This is a genomic window from Streptomyces sp. NPDC013157 (assembly GCF_042899865.1).
Taxonomy (GTDB): domain Bacteria; phylum Actinomycetota; class Actinomycetes; order Streptomycetales; family Streptomycetaceae; genus Streptomyces.
Window position 1 is genome coordinate 54,797 of sequence record NZ_JBIBAK010000021.1, and the last position, 19,267, is coordinate 74,063.

The window sequence follows — 19,267 nt, forward strand, 5'->3', positions numbered from 1 at the left end:
GTGGCCGGGTGCGGCGCCGTCGTGGCCGGTCGCGCAGTTCCCCGCGCCCCTGAAGGGGCGCTCACCGCGCCGACCTGCTTTTAGGGGCGCGGGGAACTGCGCGATCAGCCCCCACGCACCCGCACCCGGCCACCGGCCGTCCGTCCCCGGCTCGGAACCGCCGCGTGTTCAGGACGCGGCGCTGCGCAGGCCCCCGAGGTTGATCTGCTCCGTCTCGTCGTGCGCGGTCAGGTCGATGACCTGGCCGACGCCGCGCGCCTGCGCGTCCGCGGGCTTGAACTCGGCCTCGGACTCGGCCTTGTGGAGCGCGAGCGCCTCCTGGCCGACGACGTCCGCGAGGTCCTCGTTGTGCATGGCCTCCAGGCCGCCCGCCGGCGTGCCCTTCTGGGTGCCGAAGAAGTCGAAGCCGCCGGTGACCAGCGGGCGCGGGATCGGCGCGGCCGGCAGGACCGCCACCGCGGTGGGCACCGTGAAGTGGCCCGAGGGCTGCACGGAGCGGGCGGACGGTGCCGTCGCGGGGTGGGCGTCCTGGTCCGCCGGCGCCGGGGTGGTGTCCTCCGCCTCCGGGCCGGCCGTGGTGGCGGCGGCCGCGCGGGCGTGCCCGTCGGCCGCCTCGGGCTGCCCCTGCGCCTCGTCCTCCGGCGCGGTCTCGCCCGTCGGGGCGGCCTCGGGCTCGGCGGCCGTCTCCGTCGCTCCCGCCGCCTCGGTGCCCGCGTCGGTCTCGCCCTTCGGGGCGTCCTTCTCGTCGAACCGGGCCAATGCCACCTTGGCCCGCAGGAACAGCTTGGAACCCTCCGGCGAGAAGATCGCGGGAGCCGTCTCCTCGACCGTCAGCTCCTCGGCGACCGCCACGGACTCCTCCGCCTCTTCCGCGCTGCGGGCGGGCGGCAGCGCGTTCGACGGCGCGGTGGCCTCGATCTCCAGCAGGCGGCGGCCCTCCAGGGCGCTCGCGCGCTCGGTCTCGGCCGTGGCATAGCGGCGCAGCAGGGACGCGTGCTCGTTGCGCAGTCCCGCCAGCTCCGACCGCTTCGCGCGCAGCCGCTGCTCCAGCTTGGCGCGCAGCTCCCGCGACTCCTCCAGGTCGGTCTCCAGCTCGGCGATCCGCTCCTCGTGGCGCCACTCGTCGCTCGCACGCGCGCGTGACAGGTCGGCCACCTGCTTGCCCGCCTCGCTGTCCCAGCGCCGCATGACGGCGGCGCCGACGGCGGCGGTGGCCGCGGCTATCGCGGCCAGGGTGCGCAGCACCGTCGGTTGGGAGAACAACCAGGGGCCCAGGGCGCAGACGAGGGAGACACCGGCGATCGCCGAGGGAGGCAACAGCCTGTGCAAGGGCGGGGAATGACGGTGACGTCCACGTGGCATGGCCAGAAACTTACCGCGCGTAGGCGAATCGTGGTGCCCCGGGCCGTAAAAACACAGCGACAACGAAGCCTTCACGCAGTATCGGCGGGGCCGGGACTCAGCGGTCGCTCAATCTGCCGCTGATCCACTGGAGGGTCGCAGGGATCTCGCGGCGCCAGGTGTTGAAGTTGTGGCCGCCGCTGTCGAGGATGATCGACGAGATCCGGGTCAGCTTGGTGGCCTCCACGCTCCTGATGAATTTCAGTGTGGCCTTGTAGTTGGTTTCTCCGACTTTGCTGCTGGTGACCAGCAGGGAAGTGTCCGGGGCGGGCTCGTGCTTCAGGAACCACCAGAGGTCGGCGCGGTTCTCGAGGTTCCGGTCGCCCTGGAAGAGGTCGCCGGTCGTGGCGTCGAGGGGCGCCTTGTACGACGGGGAGAGCCCGGCACCGGCCCCGTACACGCCGGGGTGGTGCACCGCGAGCTTGAGTGCGCAGTACCCGCCCGTCGAGTCGCCGACGATGCCCCAGCCGCCCTGCTTCACGGCGACCCGGTAGTGCGCGCGCACGGCGTCGGGCAGGTCCCTGGCGAAGAAGGTCTCGGTCTGCGGGCCGTGCGGGACGTCCACGCACTCGGTGTCCCTGGGCGGTGCCACCGTGGGCCGCAGCATCACCAGGATCGTCGGCCGCATCTTCCCGTCCCGGACCAGGTGCTGCACCGTACGCGGGTAGTGCAACTTGTCGACCAGCGCCCGCGCGGTGCCGGGATAGCCGCTGAGGACGACCACCACCGGGAACGTCCGCGTGCGGTACCGCGGCTGGAAGTACTCCGGCGGCAGGTACACGTACGCGGGCGAGGTGATGTGGGTGGTCCGGCCGACTATGCCGACCTGCTGGATCTGACCGGCCGTCGTCGGCAGCGAGCCGCCCATGCCGTGCACCTCCGACGTGGACAACACCTGGACCGGCCCGGACGCGTGGTTGACGACGACGCCCTGGTCGGTTTCCGTGCCGAGCAGGTCGGCCCAGCTCGCGTAGAAACCGAAGGCCTGGTTGACCGCTATCCCGACGCACGCGAAGAGCGCCAACTGGGTGGCCAGCAGAAGACCGACGCGGCCGCTGACGGCCCGCCAGTTCCGGCGGCCCAGCCGGGGCCACAGCCACACCGTGCCTACGAACAGCAGTACGGCGAACAAGATCGCCAATGCCAGCAATTTATTGCTCGTGAGACCCATGAGGTGCTTCCTGCCTGCGCTTTCCCCCGTGACCACCGCCGCTTTCAGCGAGGCTTGCCCCGGGCTTTCCCTGGCCTTTGAACCGGCTTTCCGGTGGGGAGTGAACCTCTCCCCCCGAGACACCGTCCTAGAGGGCGCAATGTCGCCGGATGCCCGAATCGGGCCCGGATTCAAGGTCTCTCGCAGAACTACGGGATGCGATGTCTGTCAGGATAGATGGGGAAATGTCGGGCGAGGTTCCGAGCCGATCACGCCGGGCGCGGCGCATAGTCCGCGGCCCGCGCCCTGAGGCCGTCCCCGCTCTGGTGGGCAGGGCGTGCGCGGTCGTCGGCGTCCTGGACATTGCCGCGGGTGTGTTCCCGCGCTTCCGTCACAGCCGTATGCACGCCATGGCCGAGGTGCTGCCGGGCTCGCTCGGCCCGTTCGCCGCCGCGCTCTCGCTCAGCGTCGGCGTGCTGTTGCTGCTGCTCGCGCACGGGCTCAAGCGGCGCAAGCGACGGGCCTGGCGGGCCGCGGTCGCGCTGCTGCCGGCCGGTGCGGTCTCGCAGTTCGTGTACCGGCACTCGGTCATCGGCGTGCTGATCTCCCTGGCGCTGTTCGTGCCGCTCGTGATCCACCGCGACGAGTTCAAGGCGCTGCCCGACCCGCGCAGCAGGTGGCGCGCGCTCGCCAACTTCGTCCTGATGAGCGCCGGTTCGCTCGCGCTCGGCCTGGTCATCGTCAGCGCCCACCCCAAGCGCACGATCGGCGACCCCAGCCTGGCCGACCGCATCACCCACGTCCTGTACGGCCTGTTCGGTTTCGAGGGCCCCGTCGACTACGAGGGCTCCACCTCCTGGACGGTCGCCTTCTCCCTCGGCGCCCTCGGTCTGATCACCGCGGTCACCACCATCTACCTCGCCTTCCGCCCCGAACACCCCGCCGCACACCTCACCGAGGAGGACGAGACCCAGCTGCGCGCCCTCCTCGAGAAGCACGGCGCCCGCGACTCCCTCGGCCACTTCGCGCTCCGCCGTGACAAGGCGGTCGTCTTCTCGCCCAGCGGCAAGGCGGCGGTCACCTACCGCGTCGTCTCCGGCGTGATGCTCGCCAGCGGCGACCCCATCGGCGACGTCGAGGCCTGGCCCGGCGCCATCGAACGCTTCATGGACGAGGCCAAGGCCCACTCCTGGACCCCCGCCGTCATGGGCTGCTCGGAGACGGGCGGCGAGGTGTGGACCCGCGAGACCGGCCTGGACGCCCTCGAACTGGGCGACGAGGCGGTGGTGGACGTGGCGGATTTCTCGCTCGCCGGACGCGCGATGCGCAACGTGCGCCAGATGGTCAAGCGCATCGAGCGGGCCGGCTACGAAACCCGGGTACGGCGTGTCCGTGACGTCGGCGAGGCCGAACTCGACCGCATCCGCCGCGCGGCCGAGGACTGGCGCGGCACCGACACCGAGCGCGGTTTCTCGATGGCACTCGGCCGCATCGGCGACCCCGCCGACGGCGACTGCCTGATCGCCACCGCCCACAGAATCGAAGGGGCGGCGCGATGGGGGTCCCCCCAGGCTTTCGGCTCTGGGGGAGCCTCGGGTAGGGCGGCGGTGGGAGACGGGTGGGCCGACGAGACCCCCGGCCAGTACGGCGACCTCAAAGCGATCCTGCACTTCGTGCCCTGGGGCACCGACGGCGTCTCCCTCGACCTGATGCGCCGCGACCGCTCCGCCGACCCCGGGATGAACGAACTGCTCATCGTGGCCGCCCTCCAGGCGGCCCCGAAGCTGGGGATCACCAGGATCTCGCTGAACTTCGCGATGTTCCGTTCGGCGCTCGCCCGCGGCGAGAAGATCGGCGCCGGGCCGGTGCTGCGCGCCTGGCGCGGGCTGCTGGTGTTCCTCTCCCGCTGGTTCCAGATCGAGTCGCTGTACAGGTTCAACGCGAAGTTCCAGCCCCGCTGGGAGCCGCGCTTCGTGGTCTACCGGGCCTCCGGCGACCTCCCGCGCATCGGGCTCGCCGCCATGCAGGCCGAGGGCTTCGTCAGCCTCGCCCTGCCACTGCCGCGCTTCCTGCGCCGCCAGACCCCCGCCCCCCGCCCGTGCGCCCACAGCCTCGCCGAACAGGGCGTACGAGCGGCCTGACCCGATGACCGGCCCGAGCGAACGCCCCTCCCCCTCCGGGCCCGGGGGCGCCGCTCGGGCCACGGGGCTGCCCACGGGGCCCTGGGCCTACGCTGAACGTATGAGCAACCACAGCGGACGTGGCCAGGTGACAGGGCTTCCGGCATGGGACCGGTGCGCGGTCATGGGCGTCGTGAACGTCACCCCCGACTCCTTCTCCGACGGCGGCCGCTGGTTCGACACGACGGCCGCCGTCAAGCACGGCCTCGACCTCGGCGCCCAGGGCGCCGACCTGGTCGACGTCGGCGGCGAGTCCACCCGCCCGGGCGCCACCCGCGTCGACGAGGACGAGGAACTGCGCCGCGTCATCCCTGTCGTCCGCGGCCTCGCCTCCGAAGGCGTCGTCGTCTCCGTCGACACCGTGCGCGCCTCCGTCGCCCGGCAGGCCCTCGCCGCCGGCGCCGCCCTCGTCAACGACGTCAGCGGCGGCCTCGCCGACCCCGACATGATCCCCGTCGTCGCCGACTCCGGCGCCCCCTTCGTCGTCATGCACTGGCGCGGCTTCCTGGAGGGCGGCAACGTCAAGGGCGTGTACGCCGACGTCGTCGGCGAGGTCCTCGACGAACTGCACGCGCGCGTGGACGCCGTCCTGGCCGGCGGCATCTCCCCCGACCGGATCGTCGTCGACCCCGGCCTCGGATTCTCCAAGAACTCCGAGCACGACCTGACCCTGCTCGCCCACCTCGACCGGCTGCACGCCCTGGGCCGCCCGCTGCTCGTCGCCGCCTCCCGCAAGCGGTTCCTCGGCCGGGTCCTGGCCGGACCCGAAGGAGCGCCCCCGCCGGCCCGGGAACGCGACGCCGCGACGGCCGCCGTCTCCGCACTCGCCGCGCACGCCGGCGCATGGGCGGTGCGCGTGCACGAGGTACGCGCCACGGCGGACGCGGTACGGGTCGCACGCGCAATAGAAGGAGCGCGCACCGGAACGGACGCGCCGGGCGAAGGAGCCCGGTGAGCGCCCCCCATACCGACGTCGAGCAGGTCGAGGCCGCCAACACCGCCTTCTACGAGGCACTGGAGAACGGCGACTTCGAGACCGTCTCCTCCCTCTGGCTCACCCCCGCCGACCTGGGCGTCGACGAGGAATACCACGACCCCGCCGACAGCGGCGTGATCTCCTGCGTGCACCCGGGCTGGCCGGTACTGACCGGCCGCGGCGAGGTCCTGCGGTCGTACGCGCTGATCATGGCGAACACCGACTACATCCAGTTCTTCCTCACCGACGTGCACGTCTCCGTCACCGGCGACACCGCCCTGGCGACCTGCACGGAGAACATCCTCAGCGGCGGCCCGGCCCCCGAGGGCAGCCAGGAACTCGGCCCGCTGGTCGGACAGCTGGTCGTCGCCACGAACGTGTTCCGACGCACCCGGGACGGCTGGAAGCTCTGGTCCCACCACGCCTCCCCGGTGCTCTCCGAGACCGACGAGGACGAGGAGGACGAAACGCCCTCCTGAGCCCGGGACACCCCCTGGCGGCCCAAGAAGTGGCTGGAATCACGAACTCGCGAGTAGGTACTGCCACCGGCCCATGAGCCGCCGGGTTCTCCGGGGAAAACACCCGATGAACCCTGCCGCGCTCCGGCGAACCCCACGCCCCGCACCCCGGCTCTGTCGGTGCCCGCAGGTAGATTCGTGTGAGGCCGGTCCATCGCCCGCACGCGATGCCGCCCGACCGCCACACCGACGATTGCAGGAGTGATTCGCGTGGATCGTGTCGCGCTGCGCGGCCTCAGGGCCCGCGGGCACCACGGTGTCTTCCCCAAGGAGCGCGAGGAAGGCCAGACCTTCATCGTGGACCTCTCCCTTGGCCTGGACACCCGTCCGGCGGCGGCCGACGACGACCTGACGAAGACCGTGCACTACGGCATCGTGGCCGAGGAGGTCGTCGCCGTGGTCGAGGGGGAGCCGGTGAACCTGATCGAGACGCTCGCCGAGCGGATCGCCCAGGTCTGCCTCAAACACGAGGGGGTAAGAGAGGTCGAGGTCCAGGTCCACAAGCCGGACGCGCCCATCACCGTCCCCTTCGACGACGTCACCGTCACCATCACCCGGAGCCGAGTATGACCGCATCCTCCCTGCGGGGTCCGAGCGACCCGACCGTCCAGCCGGTGCCCGCCTCCGTCGTCGAGCAGGTCGACGCCGCCGACACCACCCTGTCCAACCCCAAACGAGCCGTGGTCGCCCTCGGCTCCAACCTCGGCAACCGCCTGGAGACCCTGCAGGGCGCCATCGACGCCCTGGAGGACACCCCGGGCGTCCGCATCAAGGCCGTGTCGCCGGTCTACGAGACGGAGCCGTGGGGCGTCGCGCCCGGCAGCCAGCCGACGTACTACAACGCGATCGTGGTGCTGAAGACCACCCTCCCGCCGTCCTCCCTGCTGGAGCGGGCACACGCGGTCGAGGAGGCCTTCAACCGGGTGCGGGACGAGCACTGGGGCCCGCGCACCCTCGACGTCGACATCGTCGCCTACGCCGACGTCGTCTCCGACGACCCGCAGCTCACCCTCCCCCACCCGCGCGCCCACGAGCGCGCCTTCGTGCTCGCGCCCTGGTACGACATCGACCCGGAGGCCCTGCTGCCCGGCCGCGGCACGGTCGCGGACCTCCTGGCGGCCGTCACCCGGCACGGTGTGGAAGCGCGGGGGGACCTGGAACTCCGACTGCCCGAGTAGTCGTTAAGGTCGAGACGACCACATCGCTGCGGGGGAGCTGAAGGAAAACAGTGAAAGAGCTGCGGATCAGGGTGCTGGCCGGCGTCTTCGTCGTGGCCGGAGTGCTGTCCTGGGCGGCCGCCCGCCTCTGGAACGCGGTGGGGACGCTGCCCAGCGTGCCGGTGGCCGCCCCGATCGTCCTCGCCCTGATCGCCGTGGTCCTGCTCTCCACCGCACTCTCGCTGCGCGCCCGCCTCAAGGCCCAGCGCGAGCGCCGCCCCGGCGCCAAGGGAGTCGACCCCCTGATGGCGGCCCGCGCGGTCGTCTTCGGCCAGGCGAGCGCCCTCGTCGCCGCCCTCGTCGCCGGCATGTACGGCGGCACCGGCGTCTTCCTCCTGGAACTCCTCGACCTCCCCACCCGCCGCGACCAGGCCCTCTACGCGGCCTTCTCGGTCGTCGCCGGCATCGGCGTGATAGCGGCGGCCATCTTCCTGGAACGGGTGTGCAAGCTCCCGGAGGACGACGACAACGACCACAGCGGGGCCGAGCCGGTGGCGTGACCCCGGGCGGGCGTCAGCGGGCCAGTATCAGGCTCATCGCCTCGGCGCGGGTCGTGGCGTCCCTGAGCTGACCGCGGACCGCCGACGTCGTCGTCTTGGCACCCGGCTTGCGGATTCCGCGCACCGACATGCACATGTGCTCTGCTTCGACGACGACGATCACACCCCGGGCCTCCAGAATCCGCATGAGGGAGTCCGCGATCTGCGTGGTGAGCCTCTCCTGCACCTGAAGACGGCGTGCGAACACCTCCACCAGGCGCGCCAGCTTCGACAGACCCGTGATCTTGCCGGTCTCCGCAGGGATGTAGCCGACATGGGCCACGCCGTGAAACGGCAGCATGTGGTGCTCGCACAGACTGACGATTTCGATGTCCTTCACCAGGACCATCTCGTCATGCCCGAGGTCGAACGTCGTCGTCAGGACCTCCTCGGGCGACTGCTGATTCCCCGCCAGAAGCTCGCGATACGCCCGCGCCACCCGCGCCGGAGTCTCCCGCAGGCCCTCGCGGTCCGGGTCCTCGCCGACCGCGATCAGAAGTTCGCGTACGGCGTTCTCGGCGCGCTTCTCGTCGAACTCGCCGATGGTGCCTTCGCCGTCCAGGGTCACGGGGTCGGTCATCTGGGATGCCTCGTTCCTCGGGGGTGGGCGCATGTGGATCACGCGCCTCATGTACAGGCATTACGGAAATGCCGCGCCCCCCAGGCTAGATCCTGGGGGGCGCGGCATCCATTCCGAGCCAGGTGAGGCCGGTGTGAGTCAGCTCTCGGGGCGGTCCTCGGGAGCCTTCTCGACCGCGGGGGCGGATTCGGCCGCCGTGGCCTTGGCGGTGCTGATCGCCGCGGTGGCGCCGTTGGTCCCGTTGGTCAGTGCGAGCTCCTTCGGGGAGAGCACCGGCGGGCGGGTGGACGGCGTACGGCGGGAGGATCCGGTCCAGGCGGGCCGGGCCGGGCGCTTGACGATGGCGGAGAAGATCTCGGCGATCTCCTCCTTGCCCAGGGTCTCCTTCTCCAGGAGCTGGAGAACGAGGTTGTCGAGGACGTCGCGGTTCTCGACCAGGATCTCCCAGGCCTCGTTATGAGCATTCTCGATGAGTTTCTTTACTTCCTCGTCCACCAGGGCGGCGACCTCTTCCGAGTAGTCGCGCTGGTGGGACATCTCACGGCCGAGGAAGGGCTCGGTGTTGTCGCCGCCGAACTTGATCGCGCCGAGACGCTCGGTCATGCCGTACTGCGTGACCATCGCGCGGGCGGTGGCCGTGGCCTTCTCGATGTCGTTCGCGGCGCCGGTGGTCGGGTCGTGGAAGACCAGTTCCTCGGCCGCGCGGCCGCCCAGCATGTAGGCGAGCTGGTCGAGCATCTCGTTGCGCGTGGTCGAGTACTTGTCCTCGTCCGGCAGGACCATCGTGTAGCCGAGGGCGCGGCCGCGGGACAGGATCGTGATCTTGTGGACCGGGTCGGAGTTCGGGGAGGCCGCCGCGACCAGGGCGTGGCCGCCCTCGTGGTACGCGGTGATCTTCTTCTCCTTGTCCGACATGATCCGGGTCCGCTTCTGCGGGCCCGCGACCACACGGTCGATCGCCTCGTCGAGCATCTGGTTGTCGATGAGCTTGCGGTCGCTGCGGGCCGTGAGCAGGGCCGCCTCGTTCAGCACGTTCGACAGGTCCGCGCCGGTGAAGCCCGGCGTGCGGCGGGCGACCGCCGCGAGGTCGACGTCCGGCGCGACCGGCTTGCCCTTCTGGTGGACCTTGAGGATCTCCAGACGGCCCTGCAGGTCCGGCGGGTCGACCGCGATCTGGCGGTCGAAGCGGCCGGGGCGCAGCAGCGCCGGGTCGAGGATGTCGGGCCGGTTCGTCGCGGCGATGAGGATCACGCCGCCCTTGACGTCGAAGCCGTCCATCTCGACGAGCAGCTGGTTCAGCGTCTGCTCGCGCTCGTCGTGACCGCCGCCGAGGCCGGCGCCGCGGTGGCGGCCGACCGCGTCGATCTCGTCGACGAAGACGATCGCCGGGGCGTTCGCCTTGGCCTGCTCGAAGAGGTCACGGACTCGGGAGGCACCGACACCGACGAACATCTCGACGAAGTCGGAACCGGAGATCGAGTAGAAGGGGACGCCCGCCTCGCCGGCGACGGCGCGCGCGAGCAGCGTCTTGCCGGTGCCGGGGCGGCCGTAGAGGAGCACGCCCTTGGGGATCTTGGCGCCGACGGCCTGGAACTTGGCCGGCTCCTGCAGGAACTCCTTGATCTCGTGGAGTTCCTCGACGGCCTCGTCGCAGCCCGCGACGTCCGCGAAGGTCGTCTTCGGGGTGTCCTTGGTGATGAGCTTCGCCTTGGACTTGCCGAAGTTCATGACCCGGGAGCCGCCGCCCTGCATCTGGTTCATCAGGAACAGGAAGACGACCACGATGAGGACGAAGGGCAGCAGGGAGAGCAGGACGCTGACGAAGGCGTTCTGCTTGGTCGGCGCGACGGTGTAGCCGTCGGTGATCTGCTTGTCCTGGTACTTGGTCTGCAGCGTGTTGGCGAGGGCCACGCCTTGGTCGCCGATGTAGCTCGCCTGGATCTTCGAGCTGCCGTCGACCTTCTCGCCGTTCTTGAGCGTGACCTTGATGGTCTGCTCGTCACCGGTGGTCAGCTTGGCCGATTCCACCTTGTTGTCATTGATCGCCGCCACGACCTGGCCGGTGTCCACCGTCTTGTAGCCGCCGGACGAGCCGACGACCTGCATCAACACGACCACGGCAAGGACGGCCAGCACGATCCACATGACCGGCCCACGGAAGTATCGCTTCACGTCCATCCATACGGAGCGGTGTCGCCCCGTCCCTCCTGCCATAGTGAGTTTGATAAGACAGTTCTTCTGACGGTACCCCAGCATTGTGGCCCGAAGCCGCACGAAGCTGCGCGGACCACTGGTGAAACCCGTCTCTGCATGCTCCAACGGCGCGAAACCCGCTGGGGTTCCCGATCGTCTTACGTAAGTGGACCCTGCGGCGTATCAGCCGGGGTTCAGCCGCCGTAGACGTGAGGCGCGAGCGTACCCACGAACGGGAGATTGCGGTACTTCTCCGCGTAGTCGAGGCCGTAGCCGACGACGAACTCGTTGGGGATGTCGAAGCCGACCCACTCGACGTCGATGGCGACCTTGGCCGCGTCCGGCTTGCGCAGCAGGGTGCAGATCTTCAGGGTCTCGGGCTCGCGGGAGCCGAGGTTGTTGATCAGCCAGGACAGGGTCAGGCCCGAGTCGATGATGTCCTCGACGATCAGGACGTGCCGGCCCTTGATGTCGGTGTCGAGGTCCTTGAGGATCCGCACCACACCGGAGGACTGGGTGCCCGCGCCGTACGAGGACACGGCCATCCAGTCCATCGTGACGGGGGTGGACAGCGCCCGGGCGAGGTCCGCCATGACCATCACGGCGCCCTTGAGGACGCCGACGATGAGCAGGTCCTTGCCCGCGTACTCCGCGTCGATCTTCGCGGCCAGCTCGGCCAGCTTCGCGTCGATCTCTTCCTTGGTGATGAGCACCTGCTGGAGGTCGGCACCCATGTCTTTCGCGTCCACCCGCATCACTTTCGGTCGGTCGTCCCACCGGCCTACCCGGCCTTTCGGAGGAGCGCCGAGGAGCTCTCCGTGAGGTCGGGATTCAGCCTTGCCGAATCACCAGTCTGCCACCCTGGCGCTGGGCGACGACCTTGCCGGGGAGATTGATGGCCCCCTGGCCTCGCCAGCCGGTGATGAGGCGGTCGACTTCCTCGATGTGCCGGGCGAACAGGGAGCCGGCCGGTGCGCCCGCCTGGATGGCCGCGCGGCGCAGGATCCGGCGGCGCACCGCGGGGGGCAGGGCGTAGAGCTTGGCGCACTCCAGCAGGCCCGCGGCGTCCCGTACGGAGGCCTCGGCCTGGCTGGCCCAGGTGTCGAGGGCGTCGGCGTCGTCCCGGGAGAGCTGGGCGGTGCGGGCGAGCGCCTCGACGACGCCCTTGCCGAGGGCCTTCTCCAGGGCGGGCAGGCCCTCGTGGCGGAGCCGGGAGCGGGTGTAGGCCGGGTCCGCGTTGTGAGGATCGTCCCAGACGGGCAGGGACTGGACCATGCAGGCCTTGCGGGCGGTCTGCCGGTCCAGCTGGAGGAACGGGCGGCGGTAACGGCCGCCGGCCCCCGAGACCGCGGCCATTCCGGACAGGGAGCGGATGCCGGAGCCGCGGGCGAGGCCGAGCAGGACGGTTTCGGCCTGGTCGTCCCTGGTGTGGCCGAGCAGGATCGCGGCGCCGCCGTGCCGTTCGAGCGCGGCGTCCAGGGCGGCGTAGCGGGCGTCCCGGGCGGCGGCTTCGGGTCCGCCGTCGCGGCCGACGGCCACAGTGATGGACTCGACCGGATCGAGGCCGAGTTCGCGCAGCCGCAGGACGACCTCCTCGGCGCGCAGGTCGGAGCCGGGCTGCAGGCCGTGGTCGACGGTGATGCCGCCCGCGCGGATGCCGAGCTTGGGGGCCTCGAAGGCGAGGGCGGAGGCGAGTGCCATGGAGTCGGCGCCGCCGGAGCACGCGACGAGGACGAGCGGGGAGGGGGGCCGCTCGTTCGGTGTCTGCTCCGGGATCTCCGGGGCCTCGGGGAGGCCGCCGGCATGGCGCGCGAGGCGCACGCCGATGCGCCCACCGGCGCGCTCGCCGGCGGTGCGGGCGTGGCGGCTGTCGTCGGTGAGGATGTCGTGGAGGACGCGGCGAACCGCCAGGCGTATCGCCGCGACCGCAGGATGGGGACCCATGTCCGGTTCCCTTCATGAAGTTGTCGGGGGGTGAACCCGAGATCGGTCACTCAGAGTGTGTAGATGGTGACAGAAACGGGCCGTTCCCCGAGCATCGCACGCCTACCCATCGCTCACGGTCCCTCGGACGGGTGATTGGAGGGGCGTTCGCCTGCCGTCGGCCGGTTTCCGTTCACCACACATCCGTCGGTTCACGACTCGGCCTTGCGGTGCACCCGCGCGACCCAGTCCGCCGGTTTGGCGATCTCCGCCTTGGTCGGCAGGGTGTTCGGGGAGGTCCACACCCGGTTGAAGCCGTCCATGCCGACCTGCTCGACGACGGCCCGCACGAACCGTTCGCCGTCCCGGTACTGACGGAGTTTGGCGTCCAGACCGAGCAGCTTGCGCAGGGTCATGTCGAGCCGGGAGGCGCCCTTGGCGCGCCGCTGCTGGAACTTCTCGCGGATCTCGGCGACGGTCGGCACCACCGCGGGTCCGACGCCGTCCATGACGAAGTCGGCGTGGCCCTCCAGGAGGGACATGACGGCGGTGAGCCGACCGAGGATCTCGCGCTGGGCCGGGGTCTGCACGAGTTCGACGAACGACCGTCCGCCGTCGTCCTCCTCGGCCTCGGGGCGGCTCCCGGCGAGGGACTGGGCGGCGTCCCGGATGCGTTCGAGGACGGTCATCGGGTCGACGTCCGTCTCCGACAGGAACGACTGGATCTCGCCCTCCAGATGGGCGCGCAGCCAGGGCACCGCCGTGAACTGGGTGCGGTGCGTCTCCTCGTGCAGGCACACCCACAGGCGGAAGTCGTGGGGCCGGACGTCGAGTTCGCGCTCCACGTGGACGATGTTCGGGGCGACGAGCAGCAGCCGGCCGCCGCCGTTCTCGTCCGCCGGGAGGTCCCGGGAGGAGGGGGCGAAGGTCTCGTACTGGCCGAGGACCCGGGACGACAGGAACGACAGCAGCATGCCGAGTTCCACGCCGGTGACCTTGCCGCCGACCGCGCCGAGGACCGAGCCGCCGGGAGTGCCCGCGCGCCGTTCCTGCATCTTCTCGAGCAGCGGCTTGAGGAGTTCACGGAAACCGGCGACGTTCGCCTTCACCCAGCCGGGCCTGTCCACCACCAGAACGGGGGTGTCGTGAATGTCGTCGGTCCCCATACGAGTGAAGCCCCGGACGTGTTCCTCCGAGGCCTTCGCGTGCCGCCGCAGTTCCGCGACGATGCCCCGGGCCTCGTCGCGGCTCACCTCGGGCCCCGGCCGCACGAGCCGGGTCGCGGTCGCCACCGCGAGATTCCAGTCGACCATCCCAGAAGAAGCAGCGCCACCGATGCTCGTCATGCGTCAACCGTACGTTAGCGCTACCGCTTGGGGCAGGCCGTGGCGGTTGGTGAGGTTGGCGTGACTTGTGTGGTGGGGTCGGGTTGGGGGCTTGCGTGGGCAGGGGGCGGTTGGTCACAGGCCCGCCAAGGCCGTTGCCGTCCTGTCCAGGGCCGCCTGGGCCGCCGGCGGGTTGGTCGTGTTCGAGGTGAGGAAGGCGAAGGCCAGGAGGCGGCCGTCCTTGTCGACGACCGTGCCCGCGAGGGTGTTGACCCCGGTGAGGGTGCCGGTCTTGGCGCGTACGACGCCGGCTGCGCCGTCCGTGTAGCGGCCGGCGAGGGTGCCCGTGAAGTGGGCGACGGGGAGGCCGGTGAGGACCGCGCGCAGGCCCGGCCGGTCCACGTCGGCGGCCTTGACGAGGAGGGCGGTGAGGAGGTTCGCCGTCACCCGGTCGTCTCGGTTCAGGCCGCTGCCGTCGTGGAAGGAGGCTCCCGCCATCGGCAGGCCCAGCTTGGTCAGCTGGGCGTCGATCGCGGCCGCTCCCCCGTCGAAACTGGCCACCTTGCCGCTCGCGAGCGCCGTCTGGCGGGCGAGTGCCTCGGCGATGTCGTTGTCGCTGTTGGTCAGCATGCGTTCGACGATCGAGGAGAGCGGCGGCGAGGAGACGGTGGCGAGGGTCTCGGCCCGGCTGCTCGCCTTGGAGGTGCCGGGCGACGAGGTCTTGATGCCGGCGTCCGCCAGGAAGCCCGCGAACTTCCGTGCCGCGTCGGCCGCCGGGTCGCCCACCCGGAGCGCGGGTCCCTCGGTGGAGTCGTTGGTGCGGCCCTCGTCGGCCGTCAGGGGGCTCACGCGCGCGAGGTTGTCGTTGACGCCGATGGAGTGCAGGTCGGGGCCGGAGTAGAGCGTGGTGTCGTACGACAGCGTGATCTGTCCGATGCCCCGCGCGGTCAGCGATTTCGCCGTCTCGGTGGCGAGGGTGCGCAGGCTGGCCCAGCCGGCCGCGTCCTTGCGGGCGGTCAGGGTGGGGTCGCCGCCGCCGATCAGGACGACCTCCCGGGTGCCGGGTTCGAGGGCCACGCGCGTGGTGATGCGGTGGTCGGGGCCGAGGGCGGAGAGGGCGGCGACGGCGGTGGCGATCTTCGTGGTGGAGGCGGGGGTCATGGCGGTGTCGGCGCCGGAGCCGTACAGGCGGCTGCCGGTGGCCACGTCGACGACGACGGCGGCACGGGTGCTGCCGAGCGCCGGGGCCTTCAGGAGGGGCCCCAGGAGGTTCGTGACGGCCGTTCCGAAGATGCCGACGGACTTTCCGGCGGGCGCCGACTTCACGGTGTTGGTGGCACCGTCCAGCCCCGTCAGGACGGGCCCGGCGCTGGGTGCGGGGCTGGGCCTGCCGTCGGCTGTGACGGAGTCCGCACCGGAGCCGTGATCTGTGCCACCCGTCCGCTCCAGGGCGGCGGCCCGGTCCCGCTCGGCCGTACGCTGGCCGTCGGCGTCCCAGGGGCCCGCCGCGGTCACCGCACCGGCGGCCAGCGCGAGCCCGGCCGTGGCGGCGCCCGCGGTGTACTGCCAGGTCCTGAGGGTCCGGGACCGAGGTCGAGGGGGGCGGACCAGGGTGGCCAGCCGGGGTCCCGTCGCGCGCGTGACGCGTGCGAGCCACGGTCCGACTGCCCGCCGCAACCGCGCGACCTGCGGTTTCGTGGCGTTCACCAGGTGCACCAGCCGCGGTCGTAGGGCGCCCACGAGCTTCCGCACACGCGGTTTCGCGGACTGCCAAGGCCTCAGCTCTGGCACGACCACCAGCCCCTTTCGCGATCACACACCTGCGTGGGGGACACTTAACCATCAGAACTATGTGTTGATCATGGAGGAGCCACCGGTGGAGTTCGACGTCACGATCGAGATCCCGAAGGGTTCGCGGAACAAGTACGAGGTGGACCACGAGACCGGTCGGATCCGCCTCGACCGTCGTCTCTTCACCTCGACCGCCTACCCGACCGACTACGGCTTCGTCGAGAACACCCTCGGCGAGGACGGCGACCCGCTGGACGCGCTGGTCATCCTGGACGAGCCGACCTTCCCGGGCTGCCTGATCAAGTGCCGCGCCATCGGCATGTTCCGGATGACGGACGAGGCCGGCGGCGACGACAAGCTGCTGTGCGTCCCGGCGACCGACCCGCGCGTGGAGCACCTGCGCGACATCCACCACGTGTCGGAGTTCGACCGCCTGGAGATCCAGCACTTCTTCGAGGTCTACAAGGACCTGGAGCCCGGCAAGTCCGTCGAGGGCGCCAACTGGGTCGGCCGCACCGACGCCGAGGCGGAGATCGAGCGGTCGTACAAGCGCTTCAAGGAGACCGGCGGTCACTGAGACCACCCCGGTGTGCCAGCACCGGGAAACGGGCCGCACGCACGCGTGCGGCCCGTTTTTCGTGTCTGCGTGATCTCCCTCACGGCTGGTTTTCGTGTCCGCTGTGTGGTCACGCGCATACTGAGGCTGTCGTGAAGGTGTCGTTCAGGGAGCGTTACGACGGTGACGGAGGCGGAGGACCGCAAGCCCAGGTCGGACGAGGCGCGGTACGACCCGGAACTCACGTCCGAGTTCGCCGTCCCCCGGGGCATCGAGGTCCCTGAGAGCGGTGGCGGTGAGCCGGAGACGACGTCCGAGTTCGCGGTGCCGGAGGGACTCGCGGCACCGCAGCCGGCGGGTGCCGGGCCGGAGGGGTCGGCGTTCAGCCCGCCGAGCACCTACAGCGCCCAGGACGCCCCGCCCGTCTTCACGCCCGCCTCCGGGTTCCCGGCCGTCAGCCTCGTCAAGGACGCGCCCTGGCAGGACCGGATGCGCACGATGCTGCGCATGCCGGTGGCGGAGCGGCCGGCCGTGGAGCCGGTGCAGAAGGCCGAGGAGGGCGCTCCCGCCGTCCCGCGCGTGCTCGACCTGACCCTGCGCATCGGGGAGTTGCTGCTGGCCGGCGGGGAGGGCGCGGAGGACGTGGAGGCCGCGATGTTCGCGGTCTGCCGGTCGTACGGGCTCGACCGGTGCGAGCCGGGCGTCACCTTCACGCTGCTGGCGATCTCGTACCAGCCCTCGCTCGTCGACGACCCCGTGACCGCCTCCCGGACGGTGCGGCGGCGCGGGACCGACTACACGCGCCTGTCCGCCGTCTTCCGCCTCGTGGACGACCTCACCGACCCCGAGACCCATGTCTCCCTGGAGGAGGCCTACCGGCGGCTCGCGGAGATCCGCCGCAACCGGCACCCGTACCCCGGCTGGGCGCTGACCGCCGCGAGCGGGCTGCTCGCCGGGGCCGCCTCCGTGCTGGTCGGCGGTGACCTGCTGGTGTTCGTGGCGGCGGCGATCGGCGCGATGCTCGGCGACCGGCTGGCGTGGCTGTGCGCGGGGCGGGGGCTGCCGGAGTTCTACCAGTTCATGATCGCCGCGATGCCGCCGGCCGCGATCGGGGTCGCCTTCTCGCTCGCCCACGTCGACGTCGCGGCGTCCGCCGTCGTCACCGGTGGACTCTTCGCGCTGCTGCCCGGGCGGGCCCTCGTGGCGGGCGTCCAGGACGGGCTCACCGGTTTCTACATCACCGCCTCCGCGCGGCTGCTGGAGGTCATGTACTTCTTCGTCGGCATCGTCATCGGGGTGCTGACGGTCCTGTACTTCGGCGTGAAGCTGGGCGGCCGGCTCAACCCCGACGCGGCGCTGATCACCTCGGAGCGGCCGCTGCTGCAGATCGCCGCCTCGATGGTGCTGTCGCTGACCTTCGCCGTCCTGCTCCAGCAGGAACGATCCACCGTGCTGGCCGTCACCCTCAACGGAGGTGTGGCGTGGTGCGTCTACGGTGCGATGCGCTACGCCGGGGGGATCTCGCCGGTCGCCTCCACGGCGGTGGCGGCCGGGCTGGTGGGGCTGTTCGGGCAGCTGCTGTCGCGGTACCGGTTCGCGTCCGCGCTGCCGTACACGACGGCGGCGATCGGGCCGCTGCTGCCGGGGTCGGCGACCTACTTCGGGCTGCTGTCGATGGCTCAGAACGAGGTCGACAAGGGGCTGGTGTCGCTGGCCAAGGCGGCGTCGCTCGCGATGGCCATCGCCATCGGGGTCAATCTGGGGTCGGAGATCTCCCGGCTGACCCTGCGGGTGGGGTCGGCCGGGAAGCGTCGGGCCGCGAAGCGGACCAGGGGGTTCTGAGCGCCCACCGGGGTGGGGGTTCAGGTGCGACGACGACTGCGGGTGCGTCGTGGCTGGTCGCGCAGTTCCTCCCCCAGCCTTCGGCCGGGGGTACCCCCAGCGCCCCTCAGGGGCGGTACTGCTGCTCCTCGTTGTACGGGTACTGCTGCTGGCCGTAGCCGCCCTGGTCGTAGTACGGCTGCTGCTGGCCGTATTGCTGCTGGGGCTGAGGCTGGGACGGCTGACCGTACTGCTGCTGGGGCTGAGGCTGGGACGGCTGACCGTACTGCTGCTGGGGCTGAGGCTGGGACGGCTGGCCGTACTGCTGCTGGGTGTACGTCGGCTCGATCCTGCGGAGCTGGGTCGTCGCGTCGTCCATCACCGGGGGTGCCGGGTGCTGCGGAACCGGCACCGGCTGCGGCTGCTGTGCCGCCGCCTTCTTGTCCTTCGCACGGGCCCGCAGGAACTCGATGATGATCGGGACGACCGAGATCAGGACGATCAGGATCAGGATCGCCTCGATGTTGTTCTTGACGACGTCGATCTTGCCGAGCCAGGAGCCGAGCAGGGTGACGCCGGCGCCCCACAGGACGCCGCCGATGACGTTGAAGGTGAGGAACGAGCGGTAGGCCATGCCGCTGACGCCGGCGATGATCGGCGTGAACGTGCGGATCACCGGCACGAAGCGGGCCAGGATCAGGGACTTCGGGCCGTGCTTCTCGAAGAACTCGTGCGCCTTCGCCACGTTCTCCTGCTTGAAGAGGCGGGAGTCCGGGCGGTTGAAGAGCGTCGGGCCGACCTTCTTGCCGAACATGTAGCCCGCCTGGTCGCCGAGGATCGCGGCGAGGCAGATCAGGCCTATGGCGCCCCACAGCGGGAAGTCCAGCTGGTTCGAGGTGATCAGCAGGCCGCAGGTGAAGAGGAGGGAGTCGCCCGGGAGGAAGAAGCCGATCAGGAGGCCGGACTCGGCGAAGACCACCAGGAGCAGGCCCCAGATGCCGAACGAGTCGAGAAGTTGGTTCGGATCCAGCCAGCTCGGGCCGAGGGCGAGCGTCATCACGGTTCCGGGCTCCTGAAGGGGGAAGGCACGTCGGGTT

17 protein-coding genes are annotated in these 19,267 nt (G+C 70.9%); 8 read left to right on the forward strand and 9 right to left on the reverse strand.

What is annotated here, in order from left to right:
* Positions 1-168 precede the first annotated feature (168 nt).
* A complete protein-coding gene (locus ACFY6U_RS43890; protein ID WP_390047570.1) occupies positions 169-1,362 on the reverse strand; it encodes a hypothetical protein in 1,194 nt (397 codons plus the stop codon).
* Positions 1,363-1,459: 97 nt separating this feature from the next.
* Positions 1,460-2,572, reverse strand: coding sequence for an alpha/beta hydrolase (locus ACFY6U_RS43895; protein WP_390047572.1), 1,113 nt, complete (start codon positions 2,570-2,572; stop codon positions 1,460-1,462).
* 224 nt (positions 2,573-2,796) lie between these two features.
* On the opposite strand from ACFY6U_RS43895, the gene ACFY6U_RS43900 reads away from it, so the two are divergent.
* The 6 genes from ACFY6U_RS43900 (at position 2,797) to ACFY6U_RS43925 (ending at position 7,942) form a co-directional block, all read left to right on the forward strand.
* Positions 2,797-4,692 (forward strand): phosphatidylglycerol lysyltransferase domain-containing protein, encoded by a 1,896-nt coding sequence (locus tag ACFY6U_RS43900; protein ID WP_390047574.1) that lies wholly within the window; start codon positions 2,797-2,799, stop codon positions 4,690-4,692.
* Positions 4,693-4,792: 100 nt separating this feature from the next.
* Positions 4,793-5,686: a dihydropteroate synthase gene (gene folP / locus ACFY6U_RS43905; RefSeq protein ID WP_390047576.1), complete on the forward strand. Its 894-nt coding sequence runs from the start codon at positions 4,793-4,795 to the stop codon at positions 5,684-5,686.
* A complete protein-coding gene (locus tag ACFY6U_RS43910) occupies positions 5,683-6,186 on the forward strand; it encodes a nuclear transport factor 2 family protein (protein WP_390047578.1) in 504 nt (167 codons plus the stop codon). Before folP ends, ACFY6U_RS43910 begins: the two co-directional genes overlap by 4 nt.
* 249 nt (positions 6,187-6,435) lie before the next feature.
* Positions 6,436-6,795, forward strand: a complete 360-nt coding sequence (folB, locus tag ACFY6U_RS43915; protein WP_351499954.1) for a dihydroneopterin aldolase — start codon at positions 6,436-6,438, stop codon at positions 6,793-6,795.
* Entirely contained in the window at positions 6,792-7,403 is a 612-nt protein-coding gene (gene folK / locus ACFY6U_RS43920) for a 2-amino-4-hydroxy-6-hydroxymethyldihydropteridine diphosphokinase (protein WP_390047580.1), read from the forward strand. The genes folB and folK overlap by 4 nt, the downstream gene beginning before the upstream one ends.
* Before the next feature lie 50 nt (positions 7,404-7,453).
* Complete coding sequence (locus ACFY6U_RS43925; protein ID WP_294009458.1) at positions 7,454-7,942, forward strand: DUF3180 domain-containing protein; 489 nt, start codon at positions 7,454-7,456, stop codon at positions 7,940-7,942.
* A gap of 13 nt (positions 7,943-7,955) precedes the next feature.
* On the opposite strand, the gene folE is transcribed toward ACFY6U_RS43925, so the two are convergent.
* The 6 genes from folE to dacB all read right to left on the reverse strand — a co-directional run bounded on the left by folE (position 7,956) and on the right by dacB (position 15,799).
* Complete coding sequence (folE, locus tag ACFY6U_RS43930) at positions 7,956-8,561, reverse strand: GTP cyclohydrolase I FolE (protein WP_351499950.1); 606 nt, start codon at positions 8,559-8,561, stop codon at positions 7,956-7,958.
* 138 nt (positions 8,562-8,699) lie between these two features.
* The gene (gene ftsH, locus ACFY6U_RS43935; protein WP_390047582.1) at positions 8,700-10,739 is read right to left on the reverse strand and encodes an ATP-dependent zinc metalloprotease FtsH; all 2,040 of its coding nucleotides are present in this window, start codon (positions 10,737-10,739) and stop codon (positions 8,700-8,702) included.
* A 209-nt stretch (positions 10,740-10,948) separates the two neighbouring features.
* Entirely contained in the window at positions 10,949-11,509 is a 561-nt protein-coding gene (gene hpt / locus ACFY6U_RS43940; RefSeq protein WP_093500061.1) for a hypoxanthine phosphoribosyltransferase, read from the reverse strand.
* A 76-nt stretch (positions 11,510-11,585) separates the two neighbouring features.
* A complete protein-coding gene (gene tilS / locus ACFY6U_RS43945; protein WP_390047584.1) occupies positions 11,586-12,698 on the reverse strand; it encodes a tRNA lysidine(34) synthetase TilS in 1,113 nt (370 codons plus the stop codon).
* Between the two features lie 191 nt (positions 12,699-12,889).
* The gene (locus ACFY6U_RS43950) at positions 12,890-14,023 is read right to left on the reverse strand and encodes a zinc-dependent metalloprotease (protein WP_351499944.1); all 1,134 of its coding nucleotides are present in this window, start codon (positions 14,021-14,023) and stop codon (positions 12,890-12,892) included.
* A 114-nt stretch (positions 14,024-14,137) separates the two neighbouring features.
* Positions 14,138-15,799, reverse strand: coding sequence for a D-alanyl-D-alanine carboxypeptidase/D-alanyl-D-alanine-endopeptidase (dacB, locus tag ACFY6U_RS43955; RefSeq protein WP_390047586.1), 1,662 nt, complete (start codon positions 15,797-15,799; stop codon positions 14,138-14,140).
* 79 nt (positions 15,800-15,878) lie between these two features.
* Here dacB and ACFY6U_RS43960 point away from each other — a divergent pair, with 79 nt between their 5' ends.
* Both ACFY6U_RS43960 and ACFY6U_RS43965 read left to right on the forward strand, forming a co-directional pair.
* A complete protein-coding gene (locus tag ACFY6U_RS43960) occupies positions 15,879-16,370 on the forward strand; it encodes an inorganic diphosphatase (protein WP_018547987.1) in 492 nt (163 codons plus the stop codon).
* Positions 16,371-16,532: 162 nt separating this feature from the next.
* Complete coding sequence (locus ACFY6U_RS43965; protein WP_390047588.1) at positions 16,533-18,191, forward strand: threonine/serine exporter family protein; 1,659 nt, start codon at positions 16,533-16,535, stop codon at positions 18,189-18,191.
* 106 nt (positions 18,192-18,297) lie between these two features.
* Here the strand turns inward: ACFY6U_RS43965 and ACFY6U_RS43970 are convergent, their stop codons facing one another.
* Positions 18,298-19,230, reverse strand: a complete 933-nt coding sequence (locus tag ACFY6U_RS43970; RefSeq protein WP_390047590.1) for a DedA family protein — start codon at positions 19,228-19,230, stop codon at positions 18,298-18,300.
* Positions 19,231-19,267: the final 37 nt, after the last annotated feature.

Bases quoted from the DNA above. Each gene is read 5' to 3' on its own strand.
- folK (WP_390047580.1), top strand. From the start codon at position 6,792: ATGACCGCATCCTCCCTGCGGGGTCCGAGCGACCCGACCGTCCAGCCG.
- hpt (WP_093500061.1), bottom strand. From the start codon at position 11,509: ATGCGGGTGGACGCGAAAGACATGGGTGCCGACCTCCAGCAGGTGCTC.
- ftsH (WP_390047582.1), bottom strand. From the start codon at position 10,739: ATGGACGTGAAGCGATACTTCCGTGGGCCGGTCATGTGGATCGTGCTG.
- tilS (WP_390047584.1), bottom strand. From the start codon at position 12,698: ATGGGTCCCCATCCTGCGGTCGCGGCGATACGCCTGGCGGTTCGCCGC.
- ACFY6U_RS43950 (WP_351499944.1), bottom strand. From the start codon at position 14,023: ATGACGAGCATCGGTGGCGCTGCTTCTTCTGGGATGGTCGACTGGAAT.
- folE (WP_351499950.1), bottom strand. From the start codon at position 8,561: ATGACCGACCCCGTGACCCTGGACGGCGAAGGCACCATCGGCGAGTTC.
- ACFY6U_RS43895 (WP_390047572.1), bottom strand. From the start codon at position 2,572: ATGGGTCTCACGAGCAATAAATTGCTGGCATTGGCGATCTTGTTCGCC.
- ACFY6U_RS43890 (WP_390047570.1), bottom strand. From the start codon at position 1,362: ATGCCACGTGGACGTCACCGTCATTCCCCGCCCTTGCACAGGCTGTTG.
- folP (WP_390047576.1), top strand. From the start codon at position 4,793: ATGAGCAACCACAGCGGACGTGGCCAGGTGACAGGGCTTCCGGCATGG.
- ACFY6U_RS43900 (WP_390047574.1), top strand. From the start codon at position 2,797: ATGTCGGGCGAGGTTCCGAGCCGATCACGCCGGGCGCGGCGCATAGTC.